11 protein-coding genes and 1 riboswitch are annotated in these 15,529 nt (G+C 65.3%); of the genes, 9 read left to right on the top strand and 2 right to left on the bottom strand.

Going from position 1 to position 15,529, the window contains the following annotated elements; translation table 11 throughout:
* Positions 1 to 79: 79 nt before the first annotated feature.
* Entirely contained in the window at positions 80 to 892 is an 813-nt protein-coding gene (locus tag FYJ92_RS10970; RefSeq protein WP_185260770.1) for an SDR family oxidoreductase, read from the top strand.
* On the opposite strand, the gene FYJ92_RS10965 is transcribed toward FYJ92_RS10970, so the two are convergent.
* The gene (locus FYJ92_RS10965) at positions 889 to 1,899 is read right to left on the bottom strand and encodes an endonuclease/exonuclease/phosphatase family protein (RefSeq protein WP_185260769.1); all 1,011 of its coding nucleotides are present in this window, start codon (positions 1,897 to 1,899) and stop codon (positions 889 to 891) included. The genes FYJ92_RS10970 and FYJ92_RS10965 overlap by 4 nt on opposite strands.
* A 702-nt stretch (positions 1,900 to 2,601) precedes the next feature.
* Between FYJ92_RS10965 and ileS the strand changes: the two genes are divergently transcribed.
* Genes ileS through ndk form a run of 4 tightly spaced genes read left to right on the top strand, consistent with a single transcriptional unit; the run spans position 2,602 to position 8,222 of the window.
* The gene (gene ileS, locus FYJ92_RS10960) at positions 2,602 to 5,952 is read left to right on the top strand and encodes an isoleucine--tRNA ligase (RefSeq protein WP_185260768.1); all 3,351 of its coding nucleotides are present in this window, start codon (positions 2,602 to 2,604) and stop codon (positions 5,950 to 5,952) included.
* A gap of 3 nt (positions 5,953 to 5,955) precedes the next feature.
* Positions 5,956 to 7,314, top strand: coding sequence for a folylpolyglutamate synthase/dihydrofolate synthase family protein (locus FYJ92_RS10955; RefSeq protein WP_185260767.1), 1,359 nt, complete (start codon positions 5,956 to 5,958; stop codon positions 7,312 to 7,314).
* A 2-nt stretch (positions 7,315 to 7,316) separates the two neighbouring features.
* The gene (locus FYJ92_RS10950) at positions 7,317 to 7,763 is read left to right on the top strand and encodes a DUF4233 domain-containing protein (RefSeq protein WP_185260766.1); all 447 of its coding nucleotides are present in this window, start codon (positions 7,317 to 7,319) and stop codon (positions 7,761 to 7,763) included.
* 39 nt (positions 7,764 to 7,802) lie between these two features.
* On the top strand, positions 7,803 to 8,222 hold the full coding sequence (gene ndk, locus FYJ92_RS10945; RefSeq protein ID WP_058932211.1) for a nucleoside-diphosphate kinase: 420 nt from the start codon (positions 7,803 to 7,805) through the stop codon (positions 8,220 to 8,222).
* An 86-nt stretch (positions 8,223 to 8,308) separates the two neighbouring features.
* Here the strand turns inward: ndk and FYJ92_RS10940 are convergent, their stop codons facing one another.
* Positions 8,309 to 8,983 (bottom strand): vitamin K epoxide reductase family protein, encoded by a 675-nt coding sequence (locus FYJ92_RS10940; RefSeq protein ID WP_185260765.1) that lies wholly within the window; start codon positions 8,981 to 8,983, stop codon positions 8,309 to 8,311.
* 454 nt (positions 8,984 to 9,437) lie between these two features.
* On the opposite strand from FYJ92_RS10940, the gene FYJ92_RS10935 reads away from it, so the two are divergent.
* The 4 genes from FYJ92_RS10935 to rpmA all read left to right on the top strand — a co-directional run bounded on the left by FYJ92_RS10935 (position 9,438) and on the right by rpmA (position 15,444).
* A complete protein-coding gene (locus tag FYJ92_RS10935; protein WP_185260764.1) occupies positions 9,438 to 12,758 on the top strand; it encodes an Rne/Rng family ribonuclease in 3,321 nt (1,106 codons plus the stop codon).
* Between the two features lie 101 nt (positions 12,759 to 12,859).
* Positions 12,860 to 12,957: riboswitch (TPP riboswitch) on the top strand.
* A complete protein-coding gene (gene thiD, locus FYJ92_RS10930) occupies positions 12,940 to 14,538 on the top strand; it encodes a bifunctional hydroxymethylpyrimidine kinase/phosphomethylpyrimidine kinase (protein WP_185260763.1) in 1,599 nt (532 codons plus the stop codon). It overlaps the preceding riboswitch by 18 nt.
* A 272-nt stretch (positions 14,539 to 14,810) precedes the next feature.
* Positions 14,811 to 15,119: a 50S ribosomal protein L21 gene (rplU, locus tag FYJ92_RS10925; RefSeq protein ID WP_018773353.1), complete on the top strand. Its 309-nt coding sequence runs from the start codon at positions 14,811 to 14,813 to the stop codon at positions 15,117 to 15,119.
* Positions 15,120 to 15,180: 61 nt separating this feature from the next.
* A complete protein-coding gene (gene rpmA / locus FYJ92_RS10920) occupies positions 15,181 to 15,444 on the top strand; it encodes a 50S ribosomal protein L27 (RefSeq protein WP_056340543.1) in 264 nt (87 codons plus the stop codon).
* Positions 15,445 to 15,529: the final 85 nt, after the last annotated feature.

The raw sequence follows: 15,529 nt of genomic DNA, 5'->3' as shown, positions 1-15,529 counted from the left end.
CGCACGGGCGAACCACGCCTTGGTGATACTCGAGTTCATACTCAAGCACCGGTAGCTGCGCTGCCGTTAGGGTGGTGCCATGACTGAGGATTCACGCAACGCGACAGCACCTGGCCACGCATCACCAAACGAATCACTCGAGAACAAGGCGGCCGTCGTTACCGGCGCCAGCACCGGCATCGGCGAGGCGACAGTGCGGGCATTGCGGGCGGAAGGCTGGACGGTGTTCGCTGTGGCGCGCCGCGCCGAACGGCTGGCCGTACTGGAAGCTGAAACAGGCGCCGTCGGAATTCCCGCTGACATCGCCGAGGACGACGACGTCGCCCGGCTGCTTGCCCGCGTCACCGAGGCGGGGGGTGTGGGGACACTTATCAACATCGCCGGCGGGGCCCGCGGCGCTGACCTGGTGGGCGCTGCCAACACCGAGGACTGGGAATGGATGTTCCGGGTCAACGTCATCGGCACCATGAAGCTCACCCGGGCGTTCCTGCCGATGCTCCGCGCGAACGGCGAGGGAACTGTCCTGAACTTGACATCGACTGCCGGACTGGTGGCCTACGAGGGTGGTGGCGGATATAACGCCGCCAAGTTTGCCCAGCACGCACTTACAGGCGCCCTCCGGCTGGAAGAGGCGGAGCACAACGTCCGCGTCATCGAGGTAGCCCCCGGCCTTGTCCACACCGAAGAGTTCGCGCTCAACCGCTTGGGTGACGAGGGCGCCGCGGCAAAGGTTTACCAGGGCGTGGAGAAGCCCCTGACTGCGGCCGACGTGGCCGACGTGGTGCGCTACGCGGTCAGTGCGCCGCATCACGTCAATCTGGACCAGATTGTGATCCGGCCCGTTGCCCAGGCGGCCAACCACAAGCTGATCCGCAACGTTACGGGCGACTAGGCAGCCGGGACGGCGAGCGTGGCCAGGATAGCCGCGTGGTCCGTGCCCGGCACCCGCTGGACCTGGTATCCGCTGCTCCCCACATGCGGCGTGGTCACCAGGTGGTCGATGGCGATACCCGGCAGCCGCGGACCTCGCATGGGCCACGTGGGTGTGAGCCGGGATCCTGACGCCGTCCCCACATCAATCAGGCCCGGACCGTCCGGGGCCGCGCCAAGGAGTGCGCGGAACTCGGTGTGGTCGTAGGTGGCATTGAAGTCACCGATCAGCAGCCTGTTGCCGGGAAGCTCCGCCAGCCGACCCACGGCGGCAAGATCGCTGCGCCATTGGTCAACCCTGACATCCACCGGCGGCAGCGTATGGACATTGGTCACCTCCAGGACAGCTGCAGATCCGCCGTCCCTGACCGTCAGCCGGACCGTTGGCATCCGGAACGGTGTGTCCGGGAGGATGCCCACCTGTTCGAGGGGGTACGCGGAGTACACAGCGCTGCCGGCGCCGTCGTCCGTGGGATCGCTGATCCGATGGGGCAGGAGCCTATCCAGGCCTTCGGCGCTCAACCGGTCCTCCAAGGCCTGCGAATGCTCCTGCACTGTCAGCAGACCTACGCGGTTGTCCTTGACCAGCTGCACGATGCGGGACGCATCCGCCTGGCCGAACTCCGAGTTGATGTTCATCGCGTGTAGTTCCACCGTCGCTCCAGCACTGACAACAGCACCAGCAGCGGCGGCAGGGCGCGCCGTATCGAAGGGGAAGAGCCAGAAGATCTGGCACAGCAGAAGCGCTCCGGCGCACACCTGAAGCCACCTGCTCCGGCCCGCAACGGCCAGGATCGTGGCCAGTGCAGCGGGCACGGCAAGCCACGGGGTGAAGGACAGCAGTTGCACCGCCAGCACCGGCCAGTCCGCCGGAATCGCACGGAACACGGACAGTACCAGGACAGGCAGGGCAGCCAAGAGCGCCAGCCAGCGGCAGGCCATGCCGGGCAAGCCGTGGGCGGAAGTCATGGCTCTGAGTCTAGGCACAGTCGTGCCGTCGGCGGGAGCCAAGCTGCTATCCAGGAAGCGTGGGTCCGCCACGACGGCGGCGTGGTCGGGGCCGGGAACCGTGATGGTCGCGGAGGCCCAGACCTCGATGTCCGGGGTGACCAGGACATGGTCCAATGCGACGAACGGCGGGATGCTGGATCATTGAGCCCACGTTGTGGGCCACCAACGTTACCGTTCGGCCAGGGTCGACAGGGGTCCCCACCGCCTGAAGTGCCGTTGCGGCTACGTAGGTGGACATAAACGCGGGTGCGACCGCAACCAGCTGCAGCAGCAGTACGGCGGTTACCAGTGCGGCAAGGAAGCTGCGCGGGGTCCCGGTGCGGGTCCCCGCGCTCCGGAGAATGGCGGTAGACGGGCAGGCGATAGTACACTCAGACATGGCTTCGACCCGGCGATCACCGGTGAGCTTCCGGAAGAACGCACTGACCACCAGGGATCTGGCGCCGGTGTTACTAGAACCGGACGGGTAAGCCCGTCACAGCAGTAATGAGCGGCCGGCGCAACAACAGCTCTCCACGGAGCGTGGTGGAGTGCCGGTTAGTGAGGTGGTACCGCGGTCAGCGTGCAGTCCCAGGACAGCACACGAGCCGTCCTCGCATCCTGAACGGAACCAGTCAGCAGCGGCTGAATGGTTCACCAGCTCAACCCAGGATGTCGAGAATGACGTATTACCCCAAAGCCTCAGCCTCCCCTTCGGCTGCCGTTTCGAGCGGCGCTGCCGCTGGTGTCTCCCACTCCGTGAAGTTCCCGGAGATCGAAGAGCGCATCCTGAAGTACTGGGATCAGGACGGCACCTTCCAGGCCAGCATCGACCAGCGCAGCGCCGACGCCCCCGGCGGGAAGCCCGGCAGCAACGAATTCGTCTTCTATGACGGTCCTCCCTTCGCCAACGGCCTGCCGCACTACGGCCACCTCCTGACCGGGTACGCGAAGGATCTTGTGGGCCGCTACCAGACCCAGCGGGGCCGCCGCGTGGAACGCCGCTTTGGCTGGGACACCCACGGCCTGCCGGCTGAGCTGGAGGCCATGAAGCAGCTGGGCATGACGGACAAGACCCAGATCGAGACCATGGGCATCGACAAGTTCAACGACGCCTGCCGTGCCTCCGTGATGAAGTATGCCGATGAATGGAAGAGCTACGTCACCCGCCAGGCCCGCTGGGTGGACTTCGACAACGACTACAAGACGCTCAACGTCGAATACATGGAATCAGTCCTGTGGGCCTTCAAGCAGCTGCACGAAAAAGGCCTGACATACAACGGCTACCGTGTGCTGCCGTACTGCTGGAAGGACGAAACGCCGCTGTCCAACCATGAACTGCGCATGGACGACGACGTCTACAAGAACCGCCAGGATCAGACAGTTACGGTGACGTTCCCCATCTCAGCAGGGGAGACGGAGCTGTCGAAGCAGCTCGCCGGCGTGCAGGCGCTCGCCTGGACCACCACGCCCTGGACGCTGCCCACCAACCTGGCGCTCGCCGTCGGGCCCTCCATCACCTACGTCGTGCTGCCCGTCGGGCCCAATGGAGTCAAGGCCGCCTCGCCGGACGCGCCGGTTACCGGAAGCTTCCTCCTGGCCGCCGACCTGCTGGCGGCCTACGCCAAGGACCTGGGCTATGAGGATGTGGATTCCGCCGAGGCCGCCGTGACGTCAACCCACACCGGCGCTGAACTTGCAGGCCTGTCCTACGAGCCGCTGTGGAACGACTTCCGCGACGACGAAAAGTATGGGACGCAGAACGCATGGCGCTTCCTCGTGGCCGACTACGTTACTACCACCGACGGCACCGGCATTGTCCACCAGGCGCCCGCCTACGGTGAGGACGACCAGAAAGTCTGTGAAGAGGCCGGCATACCGGTGGTCCTGTCCGTGGATGAAGGCGCCAAGTTCCTGCCGCTGTTCAGCCACGGCGACCTGCACGACATCGTGGGCCTTCAGGTCTTTGAGGCCAACAAGCCCATCACCCAGGTGCTCCGCGCCCAGGGCCGGCTGGTCCGCCAGGCCAGCTATGAGCACAGCTACCCGCACTGCTGGCGCTGCCGCAACCCCCTGATCTACCGCGCCGTGTCCTCCTGGTACGTGGAAGTCACCAAGTTCAAGGACCGGATGTCCGAACTGAACCAGGACATCAACTGGATCCCCGGGAACGTCAAGGACGGCCAGTTCGGCAAGTGGCTGGCCAACGCCCGCGACTGGTCCATTAGCCGCAACCGCTACTGGGGCAGCCCCATTCCGGTGTGGCAGTCCACCGACTCCGAATTCCCGCGTACCGATGTCTACGGCTCCCTGGCCGAAATCGAGGCCGACTTCGGCCGCCTGCCGCTGAATAAGGCCGGCCAGGTTGACCTGCACCGGCCGTTCATCGACGAACTGACCCGCCCCAACCCGGACGACCCCCGGACCCCCGAAGAAGGCCAGTCCGTGATGCGCCGCGTCGAGGACGTCCTGGACGTCTGGTTCGACTCCGGCTCCATGCCCTACGGACAGGTGCACTACCCGTTCCAGAACGAAGCCTGGTTCGACACGCACAACCCGGCGGACTTCATCGTGGAGTACATCGGGCAGACCCGCGGCTGGTTTTACATGCTGCACATCCTGTCCACCGCACTGTTTGACCGGCCGGCTTTCCGGAACGTCATCAGCCACGGCATCGTGCTCGGCTCGGACGGGCAGAAGATGTCCAAGAGCCTGCGCAACTACCCGGACGTCTCCGAGGTCCTGGACCGCGACGGCTCCGACGCCATGCGCTGGTTCCTGATGTCCAGCCCCATCCTGCGCGGCGGCAACCTGGTGGTCACCGAACAGGGAATCCGCGACGGCGTCCGCCAGGTCATCCTGCCGCTGTGGAACGTCTACAGCTTCTTCACGCTGTACACGAACGCCGCGGGCGCAGCCGGTGGAACAGCGCAGGGCTACGACGCGAAGCTCCGCTACGACGGGTACGCCGACACCCTGGACCAGTACCTGCTGGCCAACACCGGCGACCTGGTCCGGAACATGACCGCCCAGCTGGACAGCTACGACATCTCCGGCGCCTGCGACGAACTGCGCAGCTACCTGGACATGCTCACCAACTGGTACGTCCGCCGCAGCCGCCAGCGCTTCTTTGACGAGAGCGCTGACGCGTTCGACGCGCTCTACACGGCGCTCGAAACCGTGTCCCGCGTGGCCGCTTCGCTGCTGCCGCTGGTCTCCGAGGAGATCTGGCGCGGCCTCACCGGCGGCCGCTCCGTGCACCTGGCCGATTGGCCCGACGCGGACCTGTTCCCGGCCAACGCTTCGCTGGTGGAAGCGATGGACCGCGTGCAGCAGATCTGCTCCACCGGATCCTCGCTGCGCAAGGCCGCGAACCTGCGCGTGCGGCTGCCGCTGCAGGAACTGACCGTTGTGGCTCCCGGCGCGGATGCGCTGGAAGGCTTCGCCGCCGTCATCGCCGATGAACTGAACCTGCGCTCCGTGCGCCTGCTGGACGCCGAGAGGGCCACCCCGGAGGAGTTCGGCATCGAGCAGAAGCTCGTGGTCAACGCCCGGGCCGCGGGACCGCGCCTGGGCAAGAACGTTCAGCAGGCCATCAAGGGCGCCAAGTCCGGTGACTGGTCGGTCCAAACAATCGACGGTGCCGACGAAGTCGTTGTTTCCGGCGGCCTGAAGCTGGAACCCCAGGAATACACGCTGGAGACAGTAGTGGCGGAGTCCGACGGCGGTTCAGCATCAGTAGCTGTCCTTCCGGGCGGTGGCTTCGTGGTCCTGAACACCGAAGTCACTCCAGAACTTGAGGCCGAAGGGACTGCACGCGACATGGTCCGCGCCATCCAGCAGGCACGCAAGGATGCCGGACTGAACGTGAGCGACCGGATTCGGACCACTGTCACCGCCGTTGCCACCGTGCTGGAGGCCCTCCTGGCCAACGCCGAGCTGGTCAAGACCGAAACCCTGACCCTGGAGCTGGCCACAGTTCCGGCTGAGTCAGGCGAATCACGCATTGCCGTCGAAAAAGCAGAGGCCTGAGCCATGACTGACGAATTCTCCGTGGAAAGTGTCTACGCCGAGCTGCTGGGGCGTGCACCGGAAAACAAGATGGAACCTCGTCTTGCGCCGCTGTTCCGGGCGATGGATGTGCTGGGGGAGCCCAACAAGGCGTTCCCGATCATCCATGTGACCGGCACCAACGGCAAGACCTCCACGGCCCGGATGATTGAGGCCGGGCTGCGTGCGCACGGCCTCAGCACCGGCCGCTACACCAGCCCGCATCTGTCCAAGGTCACTGAACGGATCAGCATCGACGGCCACCCCGTCTCCGACGAAACGTTCGTCCGGATCTGGGACGAGATCCGCCCGTACCTGCAGATCGTCGACGACGAACTGACCGCAGCGGAGGAGCCCCGGCTCACGTACTTCGAGTGCCTGACCATCCTGGGGTTCGCGGTCTTCGCGGACCAGCCCGTCAACGTGGCCGTGATCGAAGTGGGCCTGGGCGGCATCACCGATGCCACCAATGTGGGCGACGGCCTGGTTTCGGTGGTTACCCCCATCTCGCTGGACCACACCGACCTGCTGGGCGATACCACCGAGGACATTGCCTACGAGAAGGCCGGCATCATTAAGCCCGGTGGCTACCTCATCAGTGCCTCGCAGCCCGTTGATGCGGCGCAGGTGCTGCTCGAGAAAGCCAAGGAAGTTGCAGTTCCGTTCCGGTTTGAAGGCGTGGAGTTCGGCGTCGAATCGCGCACGGTTGCCGTGGGCGGCCAAGTGGTGAGCATTCAAGGCATCGCCGGCCGATACCCGGAATTGCTGCTACCGCTGCACGGCGCCCACCAGGCCCAGAACGCAGCAGTGGCGGTGGCGGCCCTCGAGGCCTTCTTCGGGGGCGAAAAGGAACTCGACGCCGAGGTGCTCCAGGAAGCCTTCGCGTCAGTCACATCCCCGGGCCGCCTTGAGGTTGTCCGTACTGCGCCTACCATCATCGTGGACGCGGCCCACAACCCGGACGGCATCAGGGTCTCGGCCGAGGCCATCCAGGAGGCCTTCACTTTCACCCGGCTGGTGCCGGTGGTTGGTGTCCTGAAGGAGAAGGACGCCGAAGAGATCCTGCGCCAGCTCAAGGAATCCCTGGGCGACATCGCCCAGGAATACTGCTTCACCCAGTCCAACTCGCCGAGGGCAGTGCCCGCGGCCGAGCTGGCCGAACTGGCCGTGGAAATGGGCTTCGGCGAAGACAACATCCACATCGCGGAGAAACTCGACGACGCCCTCGAATGGGCCGTGGAACGCGCCGAAGCCAACGACGACCTCTCCGGCGGCGTCCTGGTCACAGGGTCCATTACCCTGGTGGCGGAAGCCAGGATCCTGCTCGGAAAGACGGAGGCCTAGGCATGGCCAAGCTGACCAAAGCCCAGCGTGAATGGCGCCCGGGAATGCCCAGGAAGCGCCGGTCCACTAAGGTGATGTTTGCCTCCACCGTCCTGGTCCTTGAGGCGTTTGTGGTGTTCTTCGCGACACTGGCCGTCTTCGGACTCAAGCGCGGTGAGTTTCCGCCGGCGCTGATCCTGGGGATCGGCATCGCTTTGAGCGTCGTGATGGTCCTTGCCTGCGCTGTGCTGTCCAGGCCGTGGGGCGTGGGGCTGGGTTGGATCCTGCAGATTGTGCTGATCCTGACGGGCATTATTGAGCCCATGATGTTCCTTGTTGGCGCGCTGTTCGGCCTGGCCTGGTGGTATGGAATCCGCACCGGCATCAGGATTGATTCCGAGGCCGCAAAGCGCGAACGCGAACAGGCTGAGTGGAACGCCTCGCACGGGAACGCCCCGGAAGCCTCGTAGAATTGTCCCGAAACCCACCCCTTACGCATTGGAGCAGCCATGACCATTGAGCGCACCCTGGTACTGATCAAGCCGGACGGCGTTGCCCGCAACCTCAGCGGCGCCATCCTGGGCCGCATTGAGGCCAAGGGCTACACCCTGGCTGAACTGAAGAAGGTTGACGCCAGCCGGGAACTATTGGAGCAGCACTACGAAGAGCACGTGGGCAAGCCGTTCTACGAGCCACTCGTGGAATTTATGCTCAGCGGACCGGTTGTGGCCGCGATCTTCGAAGGCCACCGCGTCATTGAAGGCTTCCGGTCCCTGGCCGGCACCACCGATCCCACCACTGCCGCCCCCGGTACCATCCGTGGCGACTTCGGCCGCGACTGGGGCCTGAAGGTCCAGCAGAACCTGGTGCACGGCTCCGACTCCGTTGACTCGGCCGAGCGCGAAATCAAGATCTGGTTCCAGGACTAAGTCCTGCACCTACCAATAGAGGCGCGAACTGGCATGCCAGTTCGCGCCTTTTGCGTGCGGTTTCTGCGACTCGTCTGGGGGCGGCGTTAGAAGCCCGACGTTCCGGCAAACACCTGGATGAACGCGAAGAAGATGGTGGCGATGACGGCCACGTACAGCAACGCCGTGATGATCCAGCCTGACTCGCCCAGCACACGTGCTGCACCTGAGGGGACGGGGATGATGCCGTGGACGAGGTTGCGGATGGTTACCCAGACGAAGAGCGGTATCATAGCGGCCCAGACGATCATGCAGAACGGGCACAGGATGCGGATGTCGTAGAGGGCCTGGGACCAGAGCCACACCACAAACGCGAAGCCGAGCGTGACGCCGGCCTGGAGCCCTGTCCAGTACCAGCGGGCGAAGGTGGCGCCGGACAGTAGGGCCATGCCCACTGTGATGATGACGGCGAACGCGACGATGCCGATAAACATGTTGGGGAACCCGAACGCCGAGCTCTGCCACGTCTGCATGACCTGGCCGCAGGAGATCCACGGATTAACGTCGCAGGCCGTTACGTGATTCGGATCCTCGAGGACGGCGAGCTTTTCCAGGACCAACGCCCCCGAGGCCAGCCAGCCGACGACGCCGGTGATGACCATCAGCCAACCGAAGGGCCGGTTACGTGCCATCGGCGGCACAGTCCCGGGCGTGACGGGCAACGGCTCCGCCGCAGGGGAGGCAGCCGGCGTTTCAGTGCCGTGGGAGGAAATGCTGGGCATGGTGTGTGGCGTCCTTTGCTTCGGGTGCTCCTTGCCCCGATTGTAACGCCGGTGACTGGAAGCAGCGTTCAGTCACCGCCCTCACGTCCTGATCCGTTGCCCGTGGTGCCGCCGTCTTCCAGCCCGGGTGTGAGAGAATGAACTTGGCTGGAGGCCGACCCACATTCGGACTCCGGTCCGGTGGCTTGTTTCAAGACCGCCAATGATGAGCAGGGCAGGCTTCGGATTCTCTGATCCGGCTTCCCGCAATTCCATTGGTCGGCACCTGGTTGTGGCGTGTAGAACAACGGGTTTCAGGACACAGCCGACGGCTCCCACGGGCTGCCGCACCCCTCTGCCGGTGCGAACCTGGGAGTATCCACTTGACTTCTGTCAACGCCTGCGGGTTTTGACAATATGCGCCCCAATGGGTGCCGGATGTGGCGGTACGTCAGGGGCAGGAGTGTTGCCACATATGGAAAACGAACAAGCACCAGCCGTTAATGATGAAGCCGTCGCCGAGGCTGCGGAAGCGCCCAAGAAGGTCACCCGGACGCGTCGGAAGGCAGCGCCGAAGGCCGCAGAGCCCGCACCCGTGACTGACGCCGCCGCCCAGACTGAGCCTGCGGCAGACGCCGCGCCGGAGCCTAAGGCGCCGGTGCGCCGGACCCGCGCACGTAAAACGGTAGTCACCGCCGAACCATTGCCTGCCTTCGCTGCCGAGGTTTTGGAAGCACCTGCCGCCGTTGATGCCGAGAGCGCCGTAGAGACCGCTGCCGCCGTCGAACCGGCGGCCGAAGCCGCGGCCCCTGAAGCTGCAGCGGAGACCAAGCCTGTCCGCCGCCGCCGCGTGGCCACCCGCAAAACGTCGGCCCCCGACGTCGCTCCTACTGCCGTAGAACAAACAGCTCCCGAAGAGCCGGCAGCCGCCGAAGCAACAGTAATTCCGGCCCCGGACGCAGAGGAAGCCGTAGCTGCGGAGGCCGCCGCGCCCCCAGCCACCGCCGCCGTCGCGCCCCCAACAACCGCCGCCGTCAACGCTGCCGCCGCGCCGGCTGGAGAACCGGCTGCTGCCGAGTCTGCCAGCCCGTTCAGTTCACTGTTCCTTGAGCCGGCGTCCACCACGTCGGTGCTTTTCCAGGCCCCTGACCTGAGCACCGTGGTCCGTCCGGCACCGGCCGCCGCCGTGGTTGAAGAGCCGGAAGAGGACGACGCCGAAGACGGTGAAACGGACGACGCCAACGGCCGCCGCAGGCGCCGCAGCCGTGGTCGGCGGGGACGCAGCCGCACCGGCGAAAGTGATGCTGACAGCGACAACGAAGGTGAGGACGGCGCAGCCGAAGAAACTGATGAGGAATCCGCCGGGCAGGCCGACGAAGGCGTGACGTCCCGTCGCCGTCGCCGTCGCCGCCGTGGCGACCAGGATCTGGAACTGACCGGCGGAGAAGGCGACGACCCGCCCAACACGGTGACCCGCGTCCGCGCGCCGCGTGCGGCCACGGAAGCGCCAGTCAACAACCGCGTCACATCCGTCAAGGGTTCCACCCGCCTCGAAGCCAAGAAACAGCGCCGCCGCGAATCCCGTGATACCGGCCGCCGCCGCACCGTCATCACCGAGGCCGAGTTCCTGGCCCGCCGCGAATCAGTGGACCGGCAGATGATCGTCCGCCAGCGCGACGACAGAATCCAGATCGGCGTCCTCGAAGACGGTGTGCTGGCCGAGCACTTTGTCTCCAAGACCCAGCAGGACTCCCTGATCGGCAACGTCTACCTCGGCAAGGTGCAGAACGTGCTGCCGTCCATGGAAGCGGCGTTTGTCGACATCGGACGCGGCCGCAACGCCGTCCTCTATGCCGGTGAAGTGAACTGGGAAGCCGTTAACCTCGAAGGCAAGCAGCGCCGGATCGAAAACGCGCTCAAGTCCGGCGACACCGTCCTGGTCCAGGTCACCAAGGATCCCGTGGGCCACAAGGGTGCACGCCTGACCAGCCAGATCTCGCTGCCCGGCCGCTACCTCGTCTACGTGCCCGGCGGCTCCATGACCGGCATCTCCCGCAAACTGCCCGACGTCGAGCGCAACCGCCTCAAGCGCATCCTCAAGGACCGCCTCCCGGAGCACGCCGGGGTCATTGTCCGCACCGCTGCCGAAGGCGCCTCGGAAGAGGAGCTCACGCACGACATCAACAGGCTGCGCGCGCAGTGGGAGGGCATCGAAAGCCAGTCCACGTCGACCAAGATCCTCGCCCCGGAGCTCCTCTACGGCGAACCGGACCTCACCATCAAGGTGGTCCGTGACGTCTTCAACGAGGACTTCTCCAAGCTGATCGTCTCGGGTGAAGAGGCCTGGGACACCATCGAGGCCTACGTCACGTACGTTGCCCCGGACCTCGTGGGCCGCCTGGAAAAGTGGACCAAGGACCAGGACATCTTCGCCGCGTGGCGGATCGACGAGCAGATCCACAAGGCCCTGGAACGTAAGGTCTTCCTGCCTTCGGGCGGCTCGCTGGTCATTGACCGCACCGAAGCCATGACCGTGGTAGACGTCAACACCGGCAAGTTCACCGGCAGCGGTGGCAACCTCGAAGAAACCGTCACCAAGAACAACCTCGAGGCAGCCGAAGAAGTGGTCCGGCAGCTCCGGCTCCGCGACATCGGCGGCATCATCGTCATCGACTTTATCGACATGGTCCTCGAATCCAACCGGGACCTGGTCCTTCGCCGCATGGTGGAGTGCCTGGGCCGCGACCGGACCAAGCACCAGGTTGCAGAAGTGACATCGCTGGGCCTCGTGCAGATGACGCGAAAGCGCATGGGTACCGGACTCCTGGAAGTCTTCGGGGAGCAGTGTGAAACCTGTGCAGGCCGCGGAATTGTCACCCACGACGACCCCGTGGAGCACCGCCGCGCCAATACCGTAGCCGCTGAGCACCACGTGCAGCGGGTGGACAGCCGGCAGGAACCCCGCATCAACGATCAGCGCGCCGACAGCATGCGCACGGACAGTCAGCGCCCGGACAGCCAGCCGGGTGGCCGCACTGACCGGAAGCGCCGCCGCGGACGTGGCGGCCAGCCACTGGAAACGGCACCGGCAGCGCCGGTGCAGATCCACACGGTCCACCCGGAACCCAGTGACGCCGAGCGCCATGCCAAGGCCGAGGCCACGCGGGCCGCGCTTGCGAACATTGCGGCTGCAGCCCACGCTGCGCACGTGCACGACGACGAAGTGGCTCGCGCATCAGCCGCGGCGGGACAATCTCCGGCTGCGCCAGTGCCCGCTGCGCCGGTGCCGGCTGCGCGGCCCGAGATGGACTCCAATGGCCGCCCGGCCGCTGTGCTGACGTTCGGCGGCGAGCAGGTGGTGCTGCCGTTCGTGGCCCACCACGAGGACCAGCCGCACGCACCGGCCCTGACGCTTGACCGCCTCGCGGAGGCCTTCGCCCGCCTTGGCGAGCCGGCCCCTGTAGTGGAAAACGAGCCGTCCGCAGTCCAGGCAGCTGCAAGCCAACCGGGCGAACCTGCCCGTCAGCAGCAGCCGGCAGCGGCGGAGAAGGATTACTCCGACCACACCGAGGAGCCCCGCGCCCGCCGTCCCCGGCGGAACCGGAGCGCCAGCCGTGCCCAGGGCGCAGCCAACGCCACGTCTGTGGAGCATCACGAAGCCGCTCCGGCGGCTGCCGCTGGACACACCCACGCCACCAAGGCCCCGGAGTCCGTCAAGGCTCCGGTGGCTGACAAGCCTGCGGCCACCAACTCGCCTATCATCCTGGGTGTTGGGGTTCCGGCCTCGGAACTCTAACGAAGCAGCAGGGCAAGCCTCTACAACGGCGCCCGGACGTGTCTGTGAATCACAGGCTGCGTCCGGGCGTCCGGCGTTAAGTCCCGAGGGACGCTAGGCTGGTGACTGACACGGGGTGCCGCGCAGAGAGCCGGCTGAGATCCACACCCGTTGAACCTGTCCGGCTAGCACCGGCGAAGGGATGTCTCCTTTGGCTTCAACTTCTGTCCTTCCTCCCGCAACGCCCGCGGCGGTTCTGCCGGATATCTCAGCAAACCAGGGTGAGGTCCGGCCGGCGCCAGGCCGGTCTGGCAGCGTCCAGGTGCTGCGTGACGTCCCGCGGGTGCTTTCCATTGCCGGATCGGACCCGTCAGGCGGCGCGGGCGTCCAGGCCGACCTCAAAAGCATTGCGGCTCTTGGCGGCTACGGCATGGCGGCCATCACTGCACTGACAGTCCAGAACACCCAGGGGGTGCAGGCGGTTCACGTGCCGCCGGCATCCTTCCTGGGCCAGCAGCTGGATGCCATCAGCGACGACATCACCATCGATGCGGTCAAGATCGGCATGCTCGGCGATGCTGCGGTGATTGGCGTGGTCCGGGACTGGCTGGTAAAAGCGCGTCCCGCCGTCGTCGTTCTCGATCCGGTGATGGTGGCCACGAGCGGTGACCGGCTGCTGCAGGAGTCTGCCGAGGCAGCCCTGCGGGAGCTGCTCCCGCTCGCGGACCTGATCACCCCCAACCTGGCCGAATTGGCCATCCTGGTGGGGGAGCCGCAGGCACGGGACTGGCCTGATGCGCTCGGACAGGGGCAGCGGTTGTCCGCCGCGACCGGTGCCACGGTCCTGGTCAAGGGCGGCCATCTCGACGGCGGCGCCTGCCCGGATGCCCTGGTCAACGCCGCCGGGCTGCTCGCCCAGGAGGTAGTGGAAGTGAGCGGCGACAGGATCCCCACCCGCAACAGCCACGGCACCGGCTGCTCGCTGTCGTCGGCCATGGCTACGGCCCGGGCCAGGCTGGGGAACTGGGAATCCGCACTACGGCAAGTGAAGCCTTGGCTGGTCGGCGCACTGCAGGCCGCTGATCAGCTGGAGGTGGGCGGGGGCCACGGTCCCATCAACCACTTTCACCACCTGCAACAAGTTCCGGCAGCCGGCGAATTCGCCCAGACGCTCCAGCGGGCGTCGGCGCCGGATCTTGCGGCCATCTACGGGCTGGATTTCATCCGCGGCCTGGCGGGCGGCACGTTGGCTGAGGAACAGTTCGGCTACTACCTGGCGCAGGACGCCATCTACCTGAATGGCTATTCGCGGGTCCTTGCCCGCGCCAGTGCACTGGCGCCCACGGAAGCCGCTCAGACGTTCTGGGCAAACTCTGCCCGGCAATGCCTTGAGGTCGAATCCGAGCTGCACCGCACGTGGCTGAGCACCAGGACGGTGGACTCCGCACTTGGCCCCGTCACCAAGTCCTATGTGGACCACCTGCTGGCAGCCTCGGCCTCCGGCAGCTACGCGGTCCTCGTCGCTGCGGTGCTGCCGTGCTTCTGGCTGTACGCCGAGGTGGGACAGACCCTCCACGCGGAGTTCTTGGCCGCCGGTGCACCGAAGGCGCATCCCTATGCCGACTGGTTGCGGGCCTACGCTGACGAGGACTTCGCGCAGGCCACCCGGGACGCCATCGCCTTGGCTGATGACGCGGGCCGGAGCGCTTCCGCGGATGAACGTGCGGCGATGCTGGTGGCGTTCAGGCAGTCGTGCCGGTTCGAAGTGGAGTTCTTCGACGCGCCGCGAATTCATTCCTGACAGTCCGGGGCCCGCGTGGCCTGTACGATAGTCAGGCACGGTTTTGGATTGTCAGTGCAGTTCCTGCTTATGGGTCCTATCACAGACAACCGACCGTAACCAGCCTCATTTGCGGCCGAAGGCAAAATTAGCGTATTCTAGATCTTCGGTGCTTACGCCAACACTTGGGTTACGACCCCACGGCGTTGAGGCACAGCGAGAACCCAGCCGATTATGGAATCGGGTTCAGCACGCAAATTTAGTAATAAACGTCGAGAGAAGTGAGTTCCCAAGTGGTGTACGCGATTGTCCGCGCAGGCGGCCGCCAAGAGAAGGTTTCCGTTGGAGACTTCGTTACCCTGAACCGCGTCCCCGGTGGAGCCGGCAGCACTTTTGAGTTGCCCGCACTGCTCCTGGTAGACGGTGACAAAGTCACCTCTGCTGCTGCGGACCTGGCCAAGGTAACGGTTACGGCTGAGATCCTCGAAGACCTCCGTGGTCCGAAGATCGTCATCCAGAAGTTCAAGAACAAGACCGGTTACAAGAAGCGCCAGGGTCACCGTCAGGAATTGACCAAGGTCAAGATCACGGGTATCAAGTAACTCTTCGTTACTGTTCAGGTTCTTCAGCAGATTCCCCAGAATTTAAAGGCAGGCATTTCAAATGGCACATAAAAAAGGCGCGAGTTCCACTCGCAACGGTCGTGACTCCAACGCCCAGTACCTCGGCGTCAAGCGCTTCGGTGGTCAGGTAGTTTCCGCAGGCGAGATCATCGTCCGCCAGCGTGGCACCCACTTCCACCCGGGCGCCGGCGTTGGCCGTGGCGGCGACGACACACTGTTCGCACTGGCCCCGGGAGCCGTCCAGTTCGGCACCCGCCGCGGTCGCCGCGTAGTCAACATCGTTGCCGCTGCAGCTGCAGAGTAACAAATAGTTCTGAAACGGTGGAGCGGGCCATTTGGTCCGCTCCACTATTCTTTTAACCGCATTACAATCGTCTTGGCGCCCTTGG

The organism is Pseudarthrobacter sp. NBSH8 (assembly GCF_014217545.1).
Classification (GTDB): Bacteria; Actinomycetota; Actinomycetes; order Actinomycetales; family Micrococcaceae; genus Arthrobacter.
Note: the sequence above shows the minus strand (reverse complement) of the source record. Positions and strands in the feature narration are given on the sequence as shown.

Excerpts from the sequence above, each read along its gene's own strand:
- FYJ92_RS10955 (WP_185260767.1), top strand. The coding sequence starts at position 5,956 with ATGACTGACGAATTCTCCGTGGAAAGTGTCTACGCCGAGCTGCTGGGG.
- FYJ92_RS10950 (WP_185260766.1), top strand. The coding sequence starts at position 7,317 with ATGGCCAAGCTGACCAAAGCCCAGCGTGAATGGCGCCCGGGAATGCCC.
- FYJ92_RS10970 (WP_185260770.1), top strand. The coding sequence starts at position 80 with ATGACTGAGGATTCACGCAACGCGACAGCACCTGGCCACGCATCACCA.
- ndk (WP_058932211.1), top strand. The coding sequence starts at position 7,803 with ATGACCATTGAGCGCACCCTGGTACTGATCAAGCCGGACGGCGTTGCC.
- FYJ92_RS10965 (WP_185260769.1), bottom strand. The coding sequence starts at position 1,899 with ATGACTTCCGCCCACGGCTTGCCCGGCATGGCCTGCCGCTGGCTGGCG.
- FYJ92_RS10935 (WP_185260764.1), top strand. The coding sequence starts at position 9,438 with ATGGAAAACGAACAAGCACCAGCCGTTAATGATGAAGCCGTCGCCGAG.
- rpmA (WP_056340543.1), top strand. The coding sequence starts at position 15,181 with ATGGCACATAAAAAAGGCGCGAGTTCCACTCGCAACGGTCGTGACTCC.
- thiD (WP_185260763.1), top strand. The coding sequence starts at position 12,940 with ATGTCTCCTTTGGCTTCAACTTCTGTCCTTCCTCCCGCAACGCCCGCG.
- FYJ92_RS10940 (WP_185260765.1), bottom strand. The coding sequence starts at position 8,983 with ATGCCCAGCATTTCCTCCCACGGCACTGAAACGCCGGCTGCCTCCCCT.
- ileS (WP_185260768.1), top strand. The coding sequence starts at position 2,602 with ATGACGTATTACCCCAAAGCCTCAGCCTCCCCTTCGGCTGCCGTTTCG.